This is a genomic window from Flavobacterium plurextorum, from assembly GCF_024638035.1.
In the GTDB taxonomy this organism is placed as follows: Bacteria; Bacteroidota; Bacteroidia; order Flavobacteriales; family Flavobacteriaceae; genus Flavobacterium; species Flavobacterium plurextorum.
Genome location: NZ_CP100442.1, coordinates 3290141 through 3308076, shown reverse-complemented (window position 1 = coordinate 3308076; position 17936 = coordinate 3290141). Strand labels below are relative to the sequence as shown.

Below are 17936 nucleotides of genomic sequence, written 5' to 3'. Positions count from 1 at the left end.
ATTTTAATTTATTAATGGTATTTTTATTATAAAGGTGCTACCTTTTCCTTTTTCACTTTCAACATATACTTGACCATTGTGGTCTTCTACAATTCTTTTTACGTAAGCAAGACCTAAACCATGTCCTTTTACGTTATGTAAATCTCCTGTATGTTCTCTATAAAACTTCTCAAAAACCCTTTTTTGAGCAATTTTACTCATACCTAATCCATTGTCTTTTACTTTTATCAGAATCATGTCTTTGACATTCTCTGTAAAAATTTCAATTTCAGGAGTATCTGGTGAATATTTTATTGCATTTTCTAAAATATTAACCAATACGTTTGTAAAATGTACTTCATTTATCAAACAAGTGGTTCTGGCTGCATTATAATGTCTTACAACAGTCCCTTTTCTATCTTCTAAAATTAAATTTACGTGCTCAATTGCATCATCAATTATTTCAGTAATTACAGTTGGCTCTTTTGTAATATCTAATTCTCGTTTTTCAAGTTTAGAAATACGTAATACATTCTCAACTTGTGCATGCATTCTCTTATTCTCATCCCGAATCATTTGAAGATAACGATAAACCTTTTCTTTATCTTCAATAATTTTTGGATTCCTAATTGCATCCAGCGCTAAATTTATAGTTGCAATTGGAGTTTTAAACTCATGCGTCATATTATTTATAAAATCGGTTTTGATTTCAGAAATATGTTTTTGACGCAGCAACTGGTTTAATGCACTGGTATAAGCTATTATAATAATTAATGTAAAAACGATCGATAATATCGTAATGCTTAACAATTCAGATAATAAAAATTTCTTTTTATGAGGAAATGTAACTGATAACTGATACTTACTATTTCCTTCGTTATCTGTAAAAATTGGAATACTATACGTTGCCTCTTTGTCGTAATGAAATCCATCCGACTTTATTTTAGTTGGAACGCCGCTGCTGTAAACTCCAAATTCAAATTTGGTTTTAACGCCGTATTCTTCTAATTCTTTCTTTAAGAGTTTATAGAGTTTATCTTTTGTAATTCTGCCATCAATTGGGGTTAATGACGCAATATCTTTATATTGAATTTGCTGTTGAACTTTATTAAGAATATCTAAACTACCTGATTTTTCAATCTTTAGATCAGGTATTAAACTCTGTCCTAAATTATTATTATCAATACCGTTATTATTGTTATAAACTTCAGTTACTCTTTTTGTACTAAAATTTTTAAATCGTTCACTGCTGAATTTTTTATTAAAAAGCGAACCGCTTATATCATAATCTTCAGAAGTTAATGTATTCGAGTATATAATAGTTTTATTCGTCTTTGCATTTCTCTGAACATAAAAAACCTGCAATAAATCTTCTTTTTTTGGAATTTTCCCTGTACTGTCTTTTATACGATTGTATTTATCGTAAAAACTGTACTCTTCTTGTTGTTCAAGCTTATCAGCAACATTTCCGATTACTTGTGTAACGTGGTATTTAAACTGTTCTTCGTTATTTTTAAACGAAGAATTAAACCAAAATACCTGTACTAGAATTATCCCTATTAAGGACAAGCTCATCAATAAAACAAGTATTCTAAAAAATAATTTATTCATCGAAACAAAATTAATATTTTAACAATATACTAAATAATACATTAACCAAATATTAACATTTAAGACTGATTTTGTTTTATATTTAAAATTTTAAGAATTTTAACAACTTCTTCGTTAGCAATTTTAAGATTACTGTTATTAATAACAAAATTGCTCAAAGAAATTCGTTTTTCATCATTCCACTGCATTTCCATTCGGCTTAAAACCTGTTCTCTTGTAGTATTGTCGCGTTTTATTACTCTTTCAATACGCACTTCGATTGGGGCTGTTACAGTAACAATGTAATCACACTCTTTATATCTTCCGCTTTCAAACAAAATAGCAGCTTCATAAACCACAAATTGATCGTTTTTATGCTGCTGGAGCCAATTTTCAAAATCCTTTTTAACAGCTGGATGCACAATAGCATTTAGCTGAGCGAGCTTATCTGCATTATTAAATACGATTTCAGCAAGTTTTGCTCTATTTAAAACATTGTTTTCAAAAAGAGTTTCACCAAAAGCGCTTTTTATTTTATCGATAATTTCAATCGACTGCATTATTTTCTTGGCTTCATCATCGGATATATAAACCGGCACACCTTTTTCTTTAAAAAAATTGGCTATTGTAGTTTTACCGCTTCCAATTCCGCCTGTTAAACCAATGACTTTAACCATGAATTATACTTTAAAAAACATACGAGGAAAAGCTTCTTGCGGTTTTCTCTTTAATAAAATAACTTTTATGAAAGACTCTAAAAACCCTCTTCCATATCCGTAAAACTGTTTCCAAACTGCAATTACAGATAGATACCCAATTTTAATGCTTTTATTCTGAATAGTTGCTGTAAGAAAAATTATAACGAAATATACAAAATATAATTGTAATAAAATATCAATATTGAATATTAATAGTAAAAAAGCTAATAATAGACCTAATATAAATAAAGTAGGAAACCAGAAAGTCAGCTTTTTATGCTCTGGATACCAACTATTTAATATTGGACGAGCTTTTCCGAACTTATTAACTTGTATCGAAAATTTCTCCCAATCGATTCTACGTTTATGATACACATAGGCATCTGGAAATAATCGAGTTTCAAATCCTAAATTCCATAAACGAATGGATAAATCCGGATCTTCCCCAGGATGTATATTACCAAATCCTTTTGAAGCTTCAAATGCTTTTTTCGAAATTCCCATATTAAAACTTCGCGGCTGAAACTTATTAATTTTTTCAGAACCACCACGAATTCCTCCTGTTGTCAAGAAAGAAGTCATAGCAAAATTGATTGCTTTTTGTATGTCTGAAAAACTATCTAATGCTTTATCTGGACCACCAAAACAATCCACATAATCTTCATTTAAAGCCTTGCGAACTTCACTTAGGTAATTTGGAGGAATTATACAATCTGAATCGAATATGATAAAATAATCTCCTCTAGCCTTTTGCATTCCAAAATTTCTAGAATCACCCGGCCCGGAATTTTCTTTAAAATAGTATGAAATATTTAATTTTCCTTGATAAGTCATTACAACATCTTTACAAGGAATTGTCGACCCGTCTTCAACAAGGACAATCTCAAAAGCTTCATTATAATCAGATTTTGAAAGACTTTCTAAAAGCTCATCTACTTCATCTGGACGATTATACACAGGTATAATTAAAGAAAAAATCATAATGGGAATGCGGTATTAAATTGTATATTTTAAACTTTAAAAATTTTAACAAAGATAGGCTATATTCATAAAAAAACCATCAACTTTTGGTTGATGGTTTTTTACTTATGTTAATTTTTATTTATTTGATACTTTCAATATTAACTATCTCATTTGCTTCAGCTTTGTAGTCAACTCCAGCAAATTCAAATCCAAATAAATTTAAGAAATCATTTCTATAACCTGCTAAGTCTCCAATAGCTGGTAATGTTTCTGTCGTAGCTTCTTTCCAAAGCTCAGCAACTTTTGCCTGAACATCTTCACGCATTTCCCAATCATCAATTCTAATTCTTCCTTTTTCATCTGTTGGAACTTCAGAACCGGAATACAATCTGTCTTGAAACAAACGCTGAATCTGCTCGATACATCCTTCATGAATACCTTCTTCTTTCATGATTTTGTACAAAAGAGAAATATACAATGGAATAACTGGAATTGCAGAACTTGCTTGTGTAACTAATGCTTTATTTACAGAAACATACGCTTTTCCTCCTATAGATTTTAAACTGTCTGTAATTGTAAATGCAGTCGCTTCTAAATGATCTTTCGCACGTCCGATTGTACCTTTACGATAAACAGCTTCTGTAAGTTCTGGCCCAATATAAGAATAAGCGATTGTTGTAGCTCCTTCTGCCAATAAATTTTCGCTCTTTAAAGCATCCATCCACATTGACCAGTCTTCACCACCCATAACAGCAACTGTATTTTCAATATCTTCCTCGTTTGCAGGAGCGATTGAAACTTCGGTTACATTTCCTGTATGAAAATCAACTGTTTTATTTGTAAAAGTTTGTCCAATTGGTTTTAATACTGAACGGTGTAAAACTCCTGTATTAGGATTTGTACGCACTGGTGAAGCTAAACTATAAATAACAAGATCTACTTGTCCTAAATCAGCTTTTATTAAATCTAATGTTTCTCTTTTTATCTCGTTTGAAAAAGCATCTCCATTGATACTTTTCGCATATAAACCTGCTTTGTGAGCTTCTGTTTCAAATGCAGCAGAATTATACCAACCTGGAGAAGCTGTTTTTCCTTCAACCGGCGGTTTTTCAAAAAACACTCCAATTGTAGCAGCATCAGATCCAAAAGCACTTGTAATTCTTGAAGCTAATCCAAAACCTGTTGAAGCACCAATAACCAGTACTTTTTTTGCACCAGCGATTGCACCTTTTGATTTGATATATTCTATTTGATTTTTAACATTTTGTTCGGCTCCCTTTGGGTGGGCTGTCAAACAAATAAATCCTCTCATTCTAGGCTCTATAATCATACTTTTTTTATTTATTCGTAAATCAGCTTCTCATTAATAATCACAAATGATAAACTAATTTCGTTTGTTTAATAAGTTTTTAGATGGCAAATATAAATTATTTCTTTAGTTCAACAAGGCTTTGGCATGATTTAAAGCTGAATCTGAAACCACTGCACCAGATAACATTTGCGCAATCTCTATAACTCTTTCGTCCTGAGACAAAAGCTTTAATTCTGACTGCGTTGCATCATCAATTATTGATTTAAAAACTTTAAAGTGCGAATCACCTTTTGCAGCAATTTGAGGTAAATGTGTAATGGCAAAAATTTGCATTTTTAAACTCATTTCTTTCATAATTTCCCCCATCCTAATAGCTATTTCACCAGAAACTCCTGTATCAATTTCATCAAAAATTAAAGTCGGTAATTTTGAATATTGAGCTAATATTGCTTTTACTGCAAGCATAATACGAGACATCTCACCTCCTGATGCCACTTTTTTCAGTAATCCAAAATCAGTTCCTTTATTGGCTGCGAACAAAAACTGCAATTCATCTTTTCCATTCTGAAAATAAGTTTCTGATGGAATCAATTCAATTTTAAAGCGAACATTAGGCATTCCCAACGTATCTAAAATAGTTATTAATTGATTGGATAAAACCGGAATTGCATCAATTCTGTTTTTATGAATTACTGTCGCAAATTCATTCAATTCGACCGCTTTTTGCTCTATTGCTTTTGAAAGAGATTCTATTTCTTCTTCGATATTATCCAATTCAAGCAACGTCTTTCCTAAATCTTCCTGAATTTGAAGTAATTCCTCTACGGAAGCCGCGTGGTGCTTTTTCTGCAGATTGAAAATTAACTGCAATTTTTGACTGATTGCTTCTAATTGCTCTGGGTCGTTTACTAATTTTTCAACGGCATTTTGTAACTCTTTACAAATATCATCAAATTCGATAGATAAACTTGTTATCCTTTCGAATAAATTCTGATATTCAGACGAAAAAGGTGCAATTTTTTGCAGTGATCCTTTAATTTCATTTAAATTATGAAAAACTCCAAATTGCTCTTCGTTTGCAATTACAAGCGATTTATCGATTGCTTCTTTAATAATTTCAACATTATTAAGTTTCTCAAAATCAGATTCTAATTCTGTTTGTTCACCAGATTTTAATTTAGCCGAAACCAATTCATTCAGTAAAAAAGTATTGTACTCTTGTTCTTTTCCTGAATCGCTTTGTTTTTTAAGCAAGGCGTTTAGCTTTGATTTATCTGATTTATAAACTTTTAATAAATCTTGATATGCTGCAATTGTATCTCCGTTACTCGCAATTGCATCAATAATTTTAAATTGAACGCTTTCCTCTGATAATTCCTGAGTTTGCTGCTGCGAATGAATATCTATTAAAAACAAACTTAAATCTTGCAGTTCCTGTAGGTTCACAGGACTGTCATTTATAAAGGCGCGAGATTTTCCAGAAGGCAAAATTTCACGACGAATTATGGTTTCGTCTTCGTAATCTAAATCGTTTGTCTCAAAAAACTCTTTTAGATTGTATTTAGAAATTTCAAACTGAGCTTCTATCACACATTTTTCTTCTTTATTTTTTAACGAAGTAAGATCTGCTCTTTTCCCTAGAACCAAGCCGATTGCACCTAATATTATAGATTTACCAGCTCCTGTTTCTCCTGTAATTATAGAAAATCCTTTTGAAAAATCAATTGAAAGCTTTTCAATAAGGGCATAATTTTTAATTGACAGTGAAGTTATCATAGGGGAAATTTATAAATATTTAAGCTAATGAAAAAATAAGAAATAAAGTTATTAAAACTTTATTTGAGACCATTTTGAAGAATTTAATGGCGAAACTTTATTTAAAACATCTGTTAAATCAGAAATTGGAATACTTGGACCTCCTGAGAAAATAGAAACAATTTCATCTGATTTTGCATCAAAAAATATTCTAGTCAAAAAAGCATTTGGTTTAACTGTATTTAACCTTCCAATAATTAGAATTGCATTTTTTATTTTTTCTTTTGAAGTTTTCAAATCAAGGCTCATACCATCTAAACCTGTGTGATATGCATAAGTTACCTGACGCAAATCACTAAACATTGGAGAAACCATATCATTAATCAAATAATAACGATTTTGAAGCCCATCAGACTGATTCCATCCTTTAAATCCTCCTTGCTGTGCAACGTTTGCAATGTTTTGAGCAGTTTCAAGATATTGATTTCCTGCTCCCATTTGAAACGTATCTGCATCCATTCCTAAAATTAAATAGCTGTAAAATGATACTACAGAAACTAAGTTGGATTCATACACAGATGGATTAAACAATAAAGGTTCGTATTCTGTATATTTAAAGTTGAAATCTTTATCATTATAATTCAAAACTGGTGAAGAATAGGTAGAATTAAAAATCAATCGAGAAGACTGTACTTGTATTGTTCCTGTAAATTGATCTGAGCTGTTAGAAGAAAGAGTAATATACATTGAACAGTTAATTCGCTCATTCTGCTTTAAAACAGAACCTGTCCAATCTGTTTTGTTTACAAATTCGGACAAAGCCGTTTGAAGTGTTTTAAAAACCTGCTGATTGGGATTTGGCAGTCTTTCAGTATTAATAGTTACTGTACAATTTAGTTGTTGCGCTTGTGTAAAGCCAAAAATTAAAAACGCTAAAAGAGTAACTATTTTATTCATATAAAAAATATTAACTGCTATAAACAGCCATCTCAAACTTACTTTAAGACGCTGTGCTAAATCCTAACTATTTAGAGAAAAACAAAACTACTTTCTTTAAAATATCAATTGCTACAAATTCCTTAGATTTTAATTCCATTGGCTCGATCTTGAAGTTTTTATCAATAAAAGTAACTTTATTGGTTTCTTTTTTAAATCCAGCTCCTTCATCTTGTAAGGAATTTAAAACAATCAAATCTAAGTTTTTTTTCTGAATTTTCAGCTTAGCATTTTCAATTTCATTTTCAGTTTCTAAAGCAAAGCCAATTAAAAACTGTTTTTCTTTAGCTGCTCCCAAAGATGACAAAATATCTTTTGTTTTTTCCAGCTCAATCGAAAATTCGTCTGAATTTTTCTTGATTTTCTGTAAAGCAACTTCTTTTGGTCTGTAATCTGCTACCGCTGCTGCTGCAATTACTACATCAGAGTTTTTGAAATGTAAATGACAAGCATCATACATATCTTGTGCAGACGTAACGTTTACAACTTCAATAGACTGGTTTTTAACTTTTAAATGTGTTGGTCCTGCAACTAAAACAACTTCTGCTCCAAGTTTTGAAGCTTCATTTGCAATATCAAACCCCATTTTTCCTGAGGAATGATTTCCTATAAAACGTACAGGATCTATTGCTTCGTATGTTGGTCCAGCAGTAACTAGTATTTTTTTTCCTTTCAAAGGCAGTTTACTTTCTAAATCAGCCTCTAAAAAAGCAATAATATTTTCTGGTTCAGCCATACGTCCTTCACCAGACAATCCACTTGCAAGTTCGCCATTTTCAGCAGGAATCATTATATTTCCAAACTGTTTTAAAGAAGCAAAACTAGACAATGTTGATGGGTGTTTATACATATCTAAATCCATTGCAGGAGCAAAATAAACAGGACATTTAGCTGACAAATAGGCTGCAATCAAAAGATTATCGCAATTTCCATTTGCCATTTTCGACAATGTATTAGCGGTTGCCGGCGCAATCAACATTAAATCAGCCCAAAGAGCTAATTCTACATGATTATTCCATACAGCATCTTCATCGTCCTGATTAAAGAAATTAGAATGTACAGGATTTTTTGATAAGGTAGATAATGTAAGCGGGGTTACAAAATCCTTAGAAGCAGGTGTCATTATCACTTGGACATGTGCACCTGCTTTTATAAAAAGTCGTACTAATGAGGCTGTTTTATACGCTGCAATTCCACCAGAAACTCCTAGTAAAATTTTCTTCCCGTTTAAAACTGACATTATACTATATTATTTATTTGAACTTCTGTGGTAAGTTTTACCATCTAACCATTCTTGAACTGCTAGAGCGTGTGGTTTTGGTAATTTTTCGTAAAATTTAGAAACTTCAATTTGCTCTTTATTTTCAAAAACTTCTTCAAGACTGTCATTGTAAGTAGCAAACTCTTCTAATTTCTCAGTTAATTCTTTTTTAATTTCAGAATTAATTTGATTTGCTCTTTTAGCCATAATGGTAATTGCTTCATACACATTTCCTGTTGGCTCTTCAATAACTGTTTTATTGTAAGTTATTGTATTAACAGGAGCATTCGTCTTTTTTAAATCCATGACTTTATTTATTTAGTAAATTTTTGTAAATCTGTTTCAACTCTGGCATTCATTTCTTCTGCCTTTTCTTTATACTTTGTATCGCTTTTAAACTTTATCAAATTATTGTATGCAACTTTCGCAACGTTTAAACGTTCTTCCATTTTTGATGGAATACTATTAATTGCTAATTGATATGCTGAATCGTATTTGTAAAACAAAGCATCTTCTTTAAAAGGTGTTCCAGGGAAATCTGCAATAAAATTATCAAATGCTACTAACGCTGATTTGTAATCTGAAATTGTGTTATACCCTTTAGCATTTTCATATGCTTTCTTCTCTAACTTTCCATTTAATATTTTCACAGCTTCATTTGCTTGAGCAAGATATTCTGAGTTTGGATAATTATCAATAAAGGCTTGTAATTTCTCTAATGCTTTTACTGTATCAGCTTGATCTAAACTGTAAACCGGAGCTAATTTTGAGTAACTAAAAGCACCTAAGAAAGCGGCTTCTTGTACTTTTTCACTTCGTGGATAACCTGATACAAAACTTTCGAATTGGTATCCTGCTAAATAATATTGTTTTGTTTTATAGTAAGACTGTGAAAACATATAAAAAAGCTTTTCTGCTTGAGGCTTTCCTCTATATGTAGGTGCCAATTGCTCAAAAAGACGAATTGCTTTTGAATATTTTCCAGCATCATACATTTTTGTCGCCATTTCAAATTTTGCTGCGACATCTTCATTTTTTAATGCTTTTTGGTAATCACTACAAGAACAAAAAAGGGCAACAACAATTAACAGAGATACTAGTTTTTTCATTTTCTTACTTTTATTATGATTCCTTAGACGTTATGCCAAAGCAAAATCACACCGAAGTTTCGGTGGCAAATTTAGTTATTAATTTAGCGAATGCAAAATATTTTTTTTCGTATAATAAAATACCGATAATCTTAGAGTTACTAAATACTCGCTTTTACAAAATCATTTAATCTTTGCGCCAGCGAATCGTCAACAGCCACTAGAGGTAAACGCACAGTATTATCAGCAATACCAAGGGCTTGAAAGATTTGTTTAATTCCTGCTGGATTTCCCTGCTCAAAAATCATATCAATACAATCTGACAATAAATATTGTGTTTTAAACGCTTCGTTTACTTTTTTATTCAATCCTAAACGAATCATTTCTGAAAATTCTTTAGGAAAACCTTGTCCAATTACTGAAATCACACCTGCTCCTCCTGCTAAAACAATCGGCAGAGCGATCATATCATCTCCAGAAATCACCAAGAAATCTTTTGGTGCATCTTTGATAATCTGCATTGCTTGAGCCATATCTCCAGCAGCTTCTTTTATAGCAACTACATTACTAAAATCATTTGCTAAACGAACTACAGTAGACGGCAACATATTACTTGCTGTTCTTCCTGGAACGTTATACAAAATTACAGGCACTGGAGATGCTTCTGCAATTGCTTTAAAATGCTGATAAATTCCTTCTTGCGTTGGCTTATTATAATATGGTGAAACAGAAAGTATAGCTTCAAAAGCTGAAAAATCTCTTGTTTTCAATTCTTCTACAATCTGCATAGTATTGTTTCCTCCTACTCCAAGAACTAGAGGCAGTCTTCCTTTATTAACATCGATAACGGTGTTTATAACCAACTCTTTCTCTTCTTGTGTTAAGGTAGCATTTTCTGCCGTTGTTCCCATAACTACAAGATACTCAACTCCTCCATCTATCGAAAAATTAACGATACGCTGTAAGGCTTCGATATCTATTGAAAAGTCTTTTTTAAATGGAGTTACAAGTGCAACACCAGTTCCTATTAATGATTGCATATTAATTTATAATTTATTTTATACTTTTTAAATACTTAAACAATTCTTTAATGAAAAGTTTATAATTCTCTATTTCGGTTTTAATCATCCAGCGATTCAATCTATTGTCTACTGAAGCAAATCCTACTTTAAACCGAGCTTTTGAGCTGTTGGTTATGATCATCAAAATTGCTTTTTCGATTTCGTAATAACTAATCAAAAGATCAAATTCTGTTTCGATAAACTCATTTAAAAAATTTTCTGTAATCTCTCCTTTCCAATTGATATGATTTTTACCAAAAGTGGGCACCGAATACGTTTCTTTTACTTTAAATTTATCTCTGTATGCAACGATTTTTATGTTTTCCGAAGCGATTCCATAAAGTGTTAATTCTTTTATTAACTCTTTAGAATACTGAAATTTACTTTCATCAACTAATAAACCAATTGTTTGCACATTGCTAGTAAAGACTTCGTTTTTGAGATTATTCAAGTTATTTTTTAATGATTTTTTTACAAAAAATTCCTTTATATAATTTAAAAACATAGTACTTTTACCAAATTACAAAATTAATTATTTAAGCCGCATTTAAAATGGTAAAACTAAAAAAGTATAACCGATTTTTAAAACTTTTTGTTATATTCTTAACACTATTTTCAATATTTTCCTGCAGTACTAAAAAATACAATCTGACAAAAATAGAAGGAAAACAAATCCCTGTTACAGAAAAAAGTGCACAAACACCCGAGATTGAGACTTTTATAAAGCCTTATCGCGATCATATAAATAAAGACTTAGACAGTATTCTTGCTTATTGCCCTGAAACGCTTGACAAAAGTACCGGCAAATGGCAAACGAGCATAGGCTGCTTAATGGCTGATGTTTGTTTAGAGCGAGGAAATCTTGTTTTTAAGGCTCGTGAAAAAAAAGATATCGATTTATGCTTCTTAAATCATGGTGGTATTCGTGCTATTTTACCAAAAGGCAACGTTACTACGAGATCTGCTTTTGAAATTATGCCTTTTGAAAATAATCTTGTGGTTCTAGCTCTAAAAGGACAACAGATTTTAGAAATGACTGCTTACATTATTAAGGAGAAAAAACCTCATCCTTTATCAGGAATGACGTTTACAATTGCAAAAGATCAAACGGCTAAAAACATACTTATTCAGGGTAAACCTCTTGATCTTGACAAGATTTATTATGTTGCTACTAATGATTATTTGGCTAATGGCGGAGACAGTATGAATTTTTTCTTGAAAAACGTTCAAAAATTTGATTTGAACTACAAGCTTCGAAATGTACTTATTGATTATTTCAAACAAGTTGATACTATTCCCGTGCCTAAAAACATTAGAATTACTGAAGAATAAAAAGTTCGCCACGAATTGCACAAATTTAAAAATGCTAAAAAAAACAATTTGTATTATTTCGTGAAATCAGCAGTTAAAAAAGAGAATTACTGAAAATAAAAATACAAGCGTTCCCGCAAAAAAACATATACAATGAAAAGAAGAGAATTTATCGAAAAAACCGCTGCAAGTACTGCTTTATTAAGCTTAGGGTTATCATTAAGCAGTTTTGGAAGTAACGATGTTAAACATTTAACTATTCTTCATACTAATGATGTTCATAGTCACATAGATCCTTTTCCGGCTGATGATCCTCGTAATCCAAACAAAGGCGGTGTATCTCGCAGGGCTGCGCTTATTGAAACTATTCGTCAGGAAAATCCAAATGTTCTTTTATTAGATGCCGGCGATATTTTTCAAGGAACTCCTTATTTTAATTATTATGGGGGCGAACTTGAATTTAAGCTGATGAGTATGATGAAATATGATGCATCGACTATAGGGAATCATGATTTTGATAATGGTTTGGATGGTTTATATGCACAAATGCCTCACGCTTCTTTTGATTTTATTTGTTCTAATTATGACTTTAAAAACACAGTCATGAACGGGCTTGTAAAACCTTATAAGATTTTTAATAAAAATGGTATTAAGGTTGGTGTTTTTGGTCTTGGTATCGAAATGGCAGGATTAGTTGACAAACAACTTTATAAGGAAACTGTTTATAATGATCCTGTTGAAATTGCTCAGGATATGACTCAATTATTGAAGAAAGAGGAAAAATGTGATTTAGTTGTTTGTCTTTCGCATTTAGGCTATAAGTATAGAGATGATTCTGCTAAAATTTGCGATTTAAAATTGGCTGAACTTACTCAGGATATTGATTTAATAATTGGCGGTCATACGCATACTTTTCTTGATAAGCCTACTATTGTAAAAAACAAGGCGGGAGAAAATGTTTTGGTAAATCAAGTTGGCTGTTACGGAATAAATTTAGGCCGAATTGATTTTTACTTTGATAAAGATAAAGCGCACAGCAATCAAGCCAGATCAATTGTTGTATAATGCTTTTCTATTATTTTTCTCTTTTTCAAGGAAATATTCGACCATAAAATAGTAAGCCAGGATTTGTGTTACATCTCGAATTAAGAATAACACGACTGAGTACGAAAAGTACTCATTGAAAATATAGAATATATCCGAAAAAATATAACTTATTGCCATAAGGGACATTAGTAGTGCTAAAAATGTTCCTTTTGTGATGTAGCTTACAAACGAAAAATAACTTACTAAACTAAGCACTATACCGTAAATGGTATAGATTGCATTGAATCTTTTCATTTTATCAAATTGCAGGCTCAGGACTGAAATTAAAAGGTAGACAATAAATATCACTACGATAGATATTGGCAGTATATCCTTTTTTTTCAGGGTTATTTTTTCGTGCTCGAAAATGAAAATTTTCATGATTAACAGGTATACAATCAAGAAACTTATTACTCCTCCTATTTCCGAAATTTCGATGTCCATAAGATCGAAAACCTGCCCTATAAAACAAAATAGAAAAATAAATCCTTCTGTTTTTCTAATCTTGAAATCGTTACTTATCAAAAAATAAATAAAAATTGCTGGAAGCACGATTGCTTTAGCATAGATTGCTAAAAATTCCTGCCCTGTCCAATCAAAGATAATTGTAAACAGCAGTGCTGAAAAAAATAAAATTAACGATGGTTTATTCGCTTTCATTCAATTTACTTATAAAATCTTCCTCTGATAATATTGGAATATTCAGCTTATTAGCTTTTTCTAATTTAGCTGGTCCCATATTATCTCCTGCTACTACAAAATCGGTTTTTGCAGAAATAGAACTTCCTACTTTTCCGCCGTTATCTTCTATTGTTTTCTTCAATTCGTCTCTAGAAAATGTGGTAAAGACTCCAGAAACAACAAAAGTTTTTCCTATAAATTTCTCAGTAGCATTTGGGTTGATTTTCTCAATTATTTCAAATTGAATTCCATAACTTTTTAAACGTTCAATGATGCGTTTGTTTTCTTCATTCTCAAAAAACTCTATAACACTTTTAGCAATTCTTTCTCCAATTTCATCTACTAAAATCAGATCCATTAACGAGGCTTTGCTCAATGCTTCAATGTTTTTATAATGTTTGGCTAGTTTTTTTGCAACGGTTTCTCCGACAAAACGAATTCCAAGAGCAAATAAAACACTCTCAAATGGAATTTCTTTTGATTTTTCGACTCCTTTAACCAAATTTTCAGCCGATTTTTGTGCCATTCTTTCTAACGGCAGAATATCTTCTACTTTTAATTCATAAAGATCTGCGTAATTATGCACTAATCCGTTATTGAATAATAAAGCAACTGTTTCGCCTCCCAATCCTTCAATATCCATTGCTTTTCTTGAAATGAAATGCTGAATTCGTCCAATAATCTGCGGCGGACAGCCATAAAAATTAGGGCAGTAATGGTTGGCTTCGCCTTCATTTCTAACCAATTCGGTTTGACATTCAGGGCAGTGTGTAATATATTGTGTTTTTTCTGAATTTTCTGGGCGTTTATCTAAATCTACTGCTATAATTTTAGGGATAATTTCACCTCCTTTTTCAACAAAAACAGTGTCATTTATTCTAATATCAAGTTTCTCAATTTGATCTGCATTATGCAATGAGGCTCTTTTTACAATGGTTCCTGCTAATTGCACTGGTTCTAAATTTGCAACTGGTGTAATGGCGCCGGTACGTCCTACTTGATAAGATATTGATTTTAATTTTGTTGAAACTTGTTCTGATTTGAATTTGTATGCTATTGCCCAACGCGGCGATTTAGCGGTATATCCTAATTCTTCCTGCGAATGAATACTGTTTACTTTTATTACTACGCCATCTGTTTCATAAGGTAATTCATGACGGTGTACATCCCAATAATCAATAAATTCAAACACTTCTTGCATGTTATTTACCAATTTGGCTTCTTTTGGAACTTTAAATCCCCAATTTCTTGCGGCTTCTAATCCTTCGAATTGGGTTGTAAATGGAAGATCATTTCCTATTACAAAATACAATAAACATTCTAACGGACGCTTTGCAACTTCTGAACTGTCTTGCAATTTTAAACTTCCCGAAGCTGTATTCCTTGGATTAGAATAAGGTGTTTCACCAATCTCTATTAATTCTTGATTCATTTTTTCGAAACCAGCAAAAGGCAGAATAATTTCTCCTCGGATATCAAACTTTTGAGGATAATTTCCTTTCAACTGTAAAGGAACTGACTTGATTGTTTTAATATTACTGGTTACCTCATCTCCTTGAAAACCATCTCCACGAGTTAGTGCTTGAACTAATTTTCCGTTTTCGTAAGTTATACTAATTGAAGCTCCGTCGTATTTTAATTCACAGGTATATTGTAAATCTACATTACCCAAAACACGCTGAATACGATTCTCCCAATCAATTAAATCTTCTTTTGAATAGGAGTTGTCAAGCGAGTACATTCTGTACTGATGCGCAATGGTTTTAAAATTCTTTGTTATGGTTCCTCCAACACGCTGTGTAGGTGAATTTTCGTCAAAATATTCAGGGTATTTACTTTCTAAATCTTGTAATTCTTTTAATTTAAGATCAAAATCATAATCTGAAATTGTGGCATTATCCAGCACATAATAGTTGTAGTTGTGCTGATTTAGTTCGTTTCTTAAAGATTGAATGTTTTCTTGGATACTCATAAATAATAAAATGATGCTGATTTTGATCGAGAATAATTGAATATCAAAATTAGGATTATTTTTTGTTCAAAAAGCATTAGAATTGAAAGTTTTTAAAATCAAAAATCAAGCTGCAAAATCATGCAGCCTGATTTTCTTCTTGTCCATTATTCTTAAAAAAGAATTAAACAAAACCAACTTCCAAATGGTTTCTACGTTTTATATTTTCAATACTGATTACCAAGTAATTAGATTGCAAATATAGCGTTATTTTTGGATAATAATAAAGTCTGAACGTCTATTTAATAAATGCTCTTCTTCGGTACATTTTACACCGTTTTTACATTTATTAATTAATCTGCTTTCACCGTAACCAATTGCACTTTCAATTCTTGACGGATCTATGTCTTGCGAAATGATATAATCGCGGGTCGATTTGGCTCTGTTATCGGATAGTTTCATGTTGTAAGCATCTTTTCCTCGCGAGTCTGTATGTGACTCAATTTTAATGCGGATATTTGGAAATTTCTTCATAACAAATACTACTTTCGAAAGCTCTTCAATTGCCAAAGGTGTAATGTCGTATTTGTCGTAATCAAAATAAATTGGTTTTACATCTACTTTTTCAACTCCTTGTTTTTTCACTACTAAATCATCATAGTTGCTAAGCTCAAAGTTGACGTCTTTAATTTCTCCTTCGTTTTCATTTGTAGTTTCTACGGTTTTTTCATCACTGCTGTAATTTGGTTTTGCCGCAATCATTTTAATTGCTTTTCCGCACGGAACAATTATAGCATATTTACCTTCAAAATTTGTTTTTGTTTCTCCCAGTACTTCACTAAATGAATTATATGCCATTACGACAACATCTGTTAGTGGAAGTCTGGATTTTCTATCAATTGCAATACCTGATATGCTTTGATTACAAATAGGTTTTCCTTTTGCAAACGAATAAATATCGTCGTCTCCTTTTCCTCCTGCTCTATTTGATGAAACATAACCAAAGCTTTCGGTTTTATCAATTATAAAAGCAAAATCATCTTTATTACTATTAATAGGTGCTCCAAGGTTTCGTGGTATCGAAAAACTTCCGTCGTCTAATAATGTGCTTTCATAAACATCTAAATCTCCCCATCCGTAATGTCCATCTGAAGAAAAGTACAATGTTCCGTTTCTAAAAAATGGAAAAAGATCATTACCTAGAGTATTAATATTGGGTCCTAGATTTTTAGGTGAATTCATTGTGCCGTCGGCCGCAATTTTTACCACATATAAATCTGTTCCGCCAAACCCGCCCGGCATATCTGATGCGAAGAAAAGTAATTGACCGTCTTCGCTTAAAGAAGGATGTCCTACAGAATAATCGTCGCTGTCAAAGAAGACTTTCTCAGAATTTTCTAGTTTATTATTGACTATTGAACCTTTAATAATCTGAAAGTTATTCGTTTTACTTTCGTCGATTACTAATTTCTTTTTCTTTACAATATTTGTCGAATAATAAATGGTTTTTCCACTGCTGTCAAATGTTGCTGTCGCTTCGTGATACTTTGTCATTACGTTTGGAAGGAATAATTCTGCGTTGAGCAAATTTCCATCAGCGGCATTTCTTTCGGCAATATATAAGTTTAGAAATGGCTGATTGTTCCAGTTGTATAATTTTTGACTAAATTTTGTTGTATCTCTTGCGGATGTAAATACAATTTTATCTTGAAAAAAAGTAGCTCCAAAATCAGATTTATTGGTGTTTATATCCAAATTTTTAATCTGATACAGCGATTTTGTTTTCGCTAAACTGTCCATTTGTTTCTTCTGAGTCACATAGCGATTAATCTCTTTTTGATCTCCTTTTTTATTAAGATACTCTTTCGTAATTCTATCGGCATCATCATAATCCATAACTGCTTTCATTGTTTGGATGTATCGCAGATAATAAACGTCTGTCATATTATTATCCTGAGCCTCATATAGTTTTTTATACCATTTAAGCGCATTTCGAGCATCGGATATAAAATAATACGAATCGGCAGCGTTCTTTAATGTTTGTGTCGATGGTTTTTTAATGTTTTGCAAACATTCTTCATAGGCTTTTGAAGCATCTAGATAAGAATAGTTACGAAACAAGGCATCGGCTTTTTTTAAATTAGTTTGAGCAAAACCAAATGTCAAACTCAATACTAAACTAAGGATATATAGTTTTTTCATAG

The 17936-nt window shown here is 31.6% G+C and carries 16 protein-coding genes; 2 read left to right on the top strand and 14 right to left on the bottom strand.

The window, feature by feature from the left end:
• Positions 1 to 3: 3 nt before the first annotated feature.
• From NLG42_RS14775 to NLG42_RS14725, 11 genes are all read right to left on the bottom strand, one after another.
• Positions 4 to 1590 carry a sensor histidine kinase gene (locus NLG42_RS14775; RefSeq protein WP_089058055.1) on the bottom strand — a complete coding sequence of 529 codons (1587 nt, stop codon included), beginning with the start codon at positions 1588 to 1590 and terminating at the stop codon, positions 4 to 6.
• 59 nt (positions 1591 to 1649) lie between these two features.
• Positions 1650 to 2246 carry a dephospho-CoA kinase gene (gene coaE / locus NLG42_RS14770; RefSeq protein ID WP_257681429.1) on the bottom strand — a complete coding sequence of 199 codons (597 nt, stop codon included), beginning with the start codon at positions 2244 to 2246 and terminating at the stop codon, positions 1650 to 1652.
• A 3-nt stretch (positions 2247 to 2249) separates the two neighbouring features.
• Complete coding sequence (locus NLG42_RS14765) at positions 2250 to 3248, bottom strand: glycosyltransferase family 2 protein (RefSeq protein ID WP_089058057.1); 999 nt, start codon at positions 3246 to 3248, stop codon at positions 2250 to 2252.
• 121 nt (positions 3249 to 3369) lie between these two features.
• Entirely contained in the window at positions 3370 to 4560 is a 1191-nt protein-coding gene (fabV, locus tag NLG42_RS14760) for an enoyl-ACP reductase FabV (RefSeq protein WP_089058058.1), read from the bottom strand.
• A gap of 105 nt (positions 4561 to 4665) precedes the next feature.
• Positions 4666 to 6318 carry a DNA repair protein RecN gene (recN, locus tag NLG42_RS14755; RefSeq protein WP_257681428.1) on the bottom strand — a complete coding sequence of 551 codons (1653 nt, stop codon included), beginning with the start codon at positions 6316 to 6318 and terminating at the stop codon, positions 4666 to 4668.
• A 51-nt stretch (positions 6319 to 6369) separates the two neighbouring features.
• Positions 6370 to 7254 carry a type IX secretion system protein PorD gene (gene porD, locus NLG42_RS14750; protein ID WP_089058060.1) on the bottom strand — a complete coding sequence of 295 codons (885 nt, stop codon included), beginning with the start codon at positions 7252 to 7254 and terminating at the stop codon, positions 6370 to 6372.
• A 67-nt stretch (positions 7255 to 7321) separates the two neighbouring features.
• Complete coding sequence (coaBC, locus tag NLG42_RS14745) at positions 7322 to 8533, bottom strand: bifunctional phosphopantothenoylcysteine decarboxylase/phosphopantothenate--cysteine ligase CoaBC (protein ID WP_257681427.1); 1212 nt, start codon at positions 8531 to 8533, stop codon at positions 7322 to 7324.
• Positions 8534 to 8542: 9 nt separating this feature from the next.
• Positions 8543 to 8860, bottom strand: coding sequence for a DNA-directed RNA polymerase subunit omega (locus NLG42_RS14740; RefSeq protein WP_008463064.1), 318 nt, complete (start codon positions 8858 to 8860; stop codon positions 8543 to 8545).
• 8 nt (positions 8861 to 8868) lie between these two features.
• Entirely contained in the window at positions 8869 to 9663 is a 795-nt protein-coding gene (locus NLG42_RS14735; protein WP_089058062.1) for an outer membrane protein assembly factor BamD, read from the bottom strand.
• A 140-nt stretch (positions 9664 to 9803) separates the two neighbouring features.
• Complete coding sequence (gene dapA, locus NLG42_RS14730; RefSeq protein ID WP_089058063.1) at positions 9804 to 10682, bottom strand: 4-hydroxy-tetrahydrodipicolinate synthase; 879 nt, start codon at positions 10680 to 10682, stop codon at positions 9804 to 9806.
• Between the two features lie 13 nt (positions 10683 to 10695).
• Entirely contained in the window at positions 10696 to 11208 is a 513-nt protein-coding gene (locus NLG42_RS14725; RefSeq protein WP_257681426.1) for a DUF6913 domain-containing protein, read from the bottom strand.
• A gap of 47 nt (positions 11209 to 11255) precedes the next feature.
• On the opposite strand from NLG42_RS14725, the gene NLG42_RS14720 reads away from it, so the two are divergent.
• On the top strand, positions 11256 to 12035 hold the full coding sequence (locus tag NLG42_RS14720) for a 5'-nucleotidase C-terminal domain-containing protein (protein WP_257681425.1): 780 nt from the start codon (positions 11256 to 11258) through the stop codon (positions 12033 to 12035).
• Positions 12036 to 12167: 132 nt separating this feature from the next.
• Positions 12168 to 13079, top strand: coding sequence for a bifunctional metallophosphatase/5'-nucleotidase (locus NLG42_RS14715; protein WP_089058066.1), 912 nt, complete (start codon positions 12168 to 12170; stop codon positions 13077 to 13079).
• Here the strand turns inward: NLG42_RS14715 and NLG42_RS14710 are convergent.
• The 3 genes from NLG42_RS14710 to NLG42_RS14700 form a co-directional block, all read right to left on the bottom strand.
• Entirely contained in the window at positions 13065 to 13760 is a 696-nt protein-coding gene (locus NLG42_RS14710) for a hypothetical protein (protein WP_089058067.1), read from the bottom strand. The two genes, NLG42_RS14715 and NLG42_RS14710, sit on opposite strands and share 15 nt — an antisense overlap.
• Complete coding sequence (gene ligA / locus NLG42_RS14705; protein ID WP_257681424.1) at positions 13747 to 15753, bottom strand: NAD-dependent DNA ligase LigA; 2007 nt, start codon at positions 15751 to 15753, stop codon at positions 13747 to 13749. The genes NLG42_RS14710 and ligA overlap by 14 nt, the downstream gene beginning before the upstream one ends.
• Positions 15754 to 15999: 246 nt before the next feature.
• On the bottom strand, positions 16000 to 17934 hold the full coding sequence (locus NLG42_RS14700; RefSeq protein ID WP_089058069.1) for an OmpA family protein: 1935 nt from the start codon (positions 17932 to 17934) through the stop codon (positions 16000 to 16002).
• Positions 17935 to 17936 lie beyond the last annotated feature (2 nt).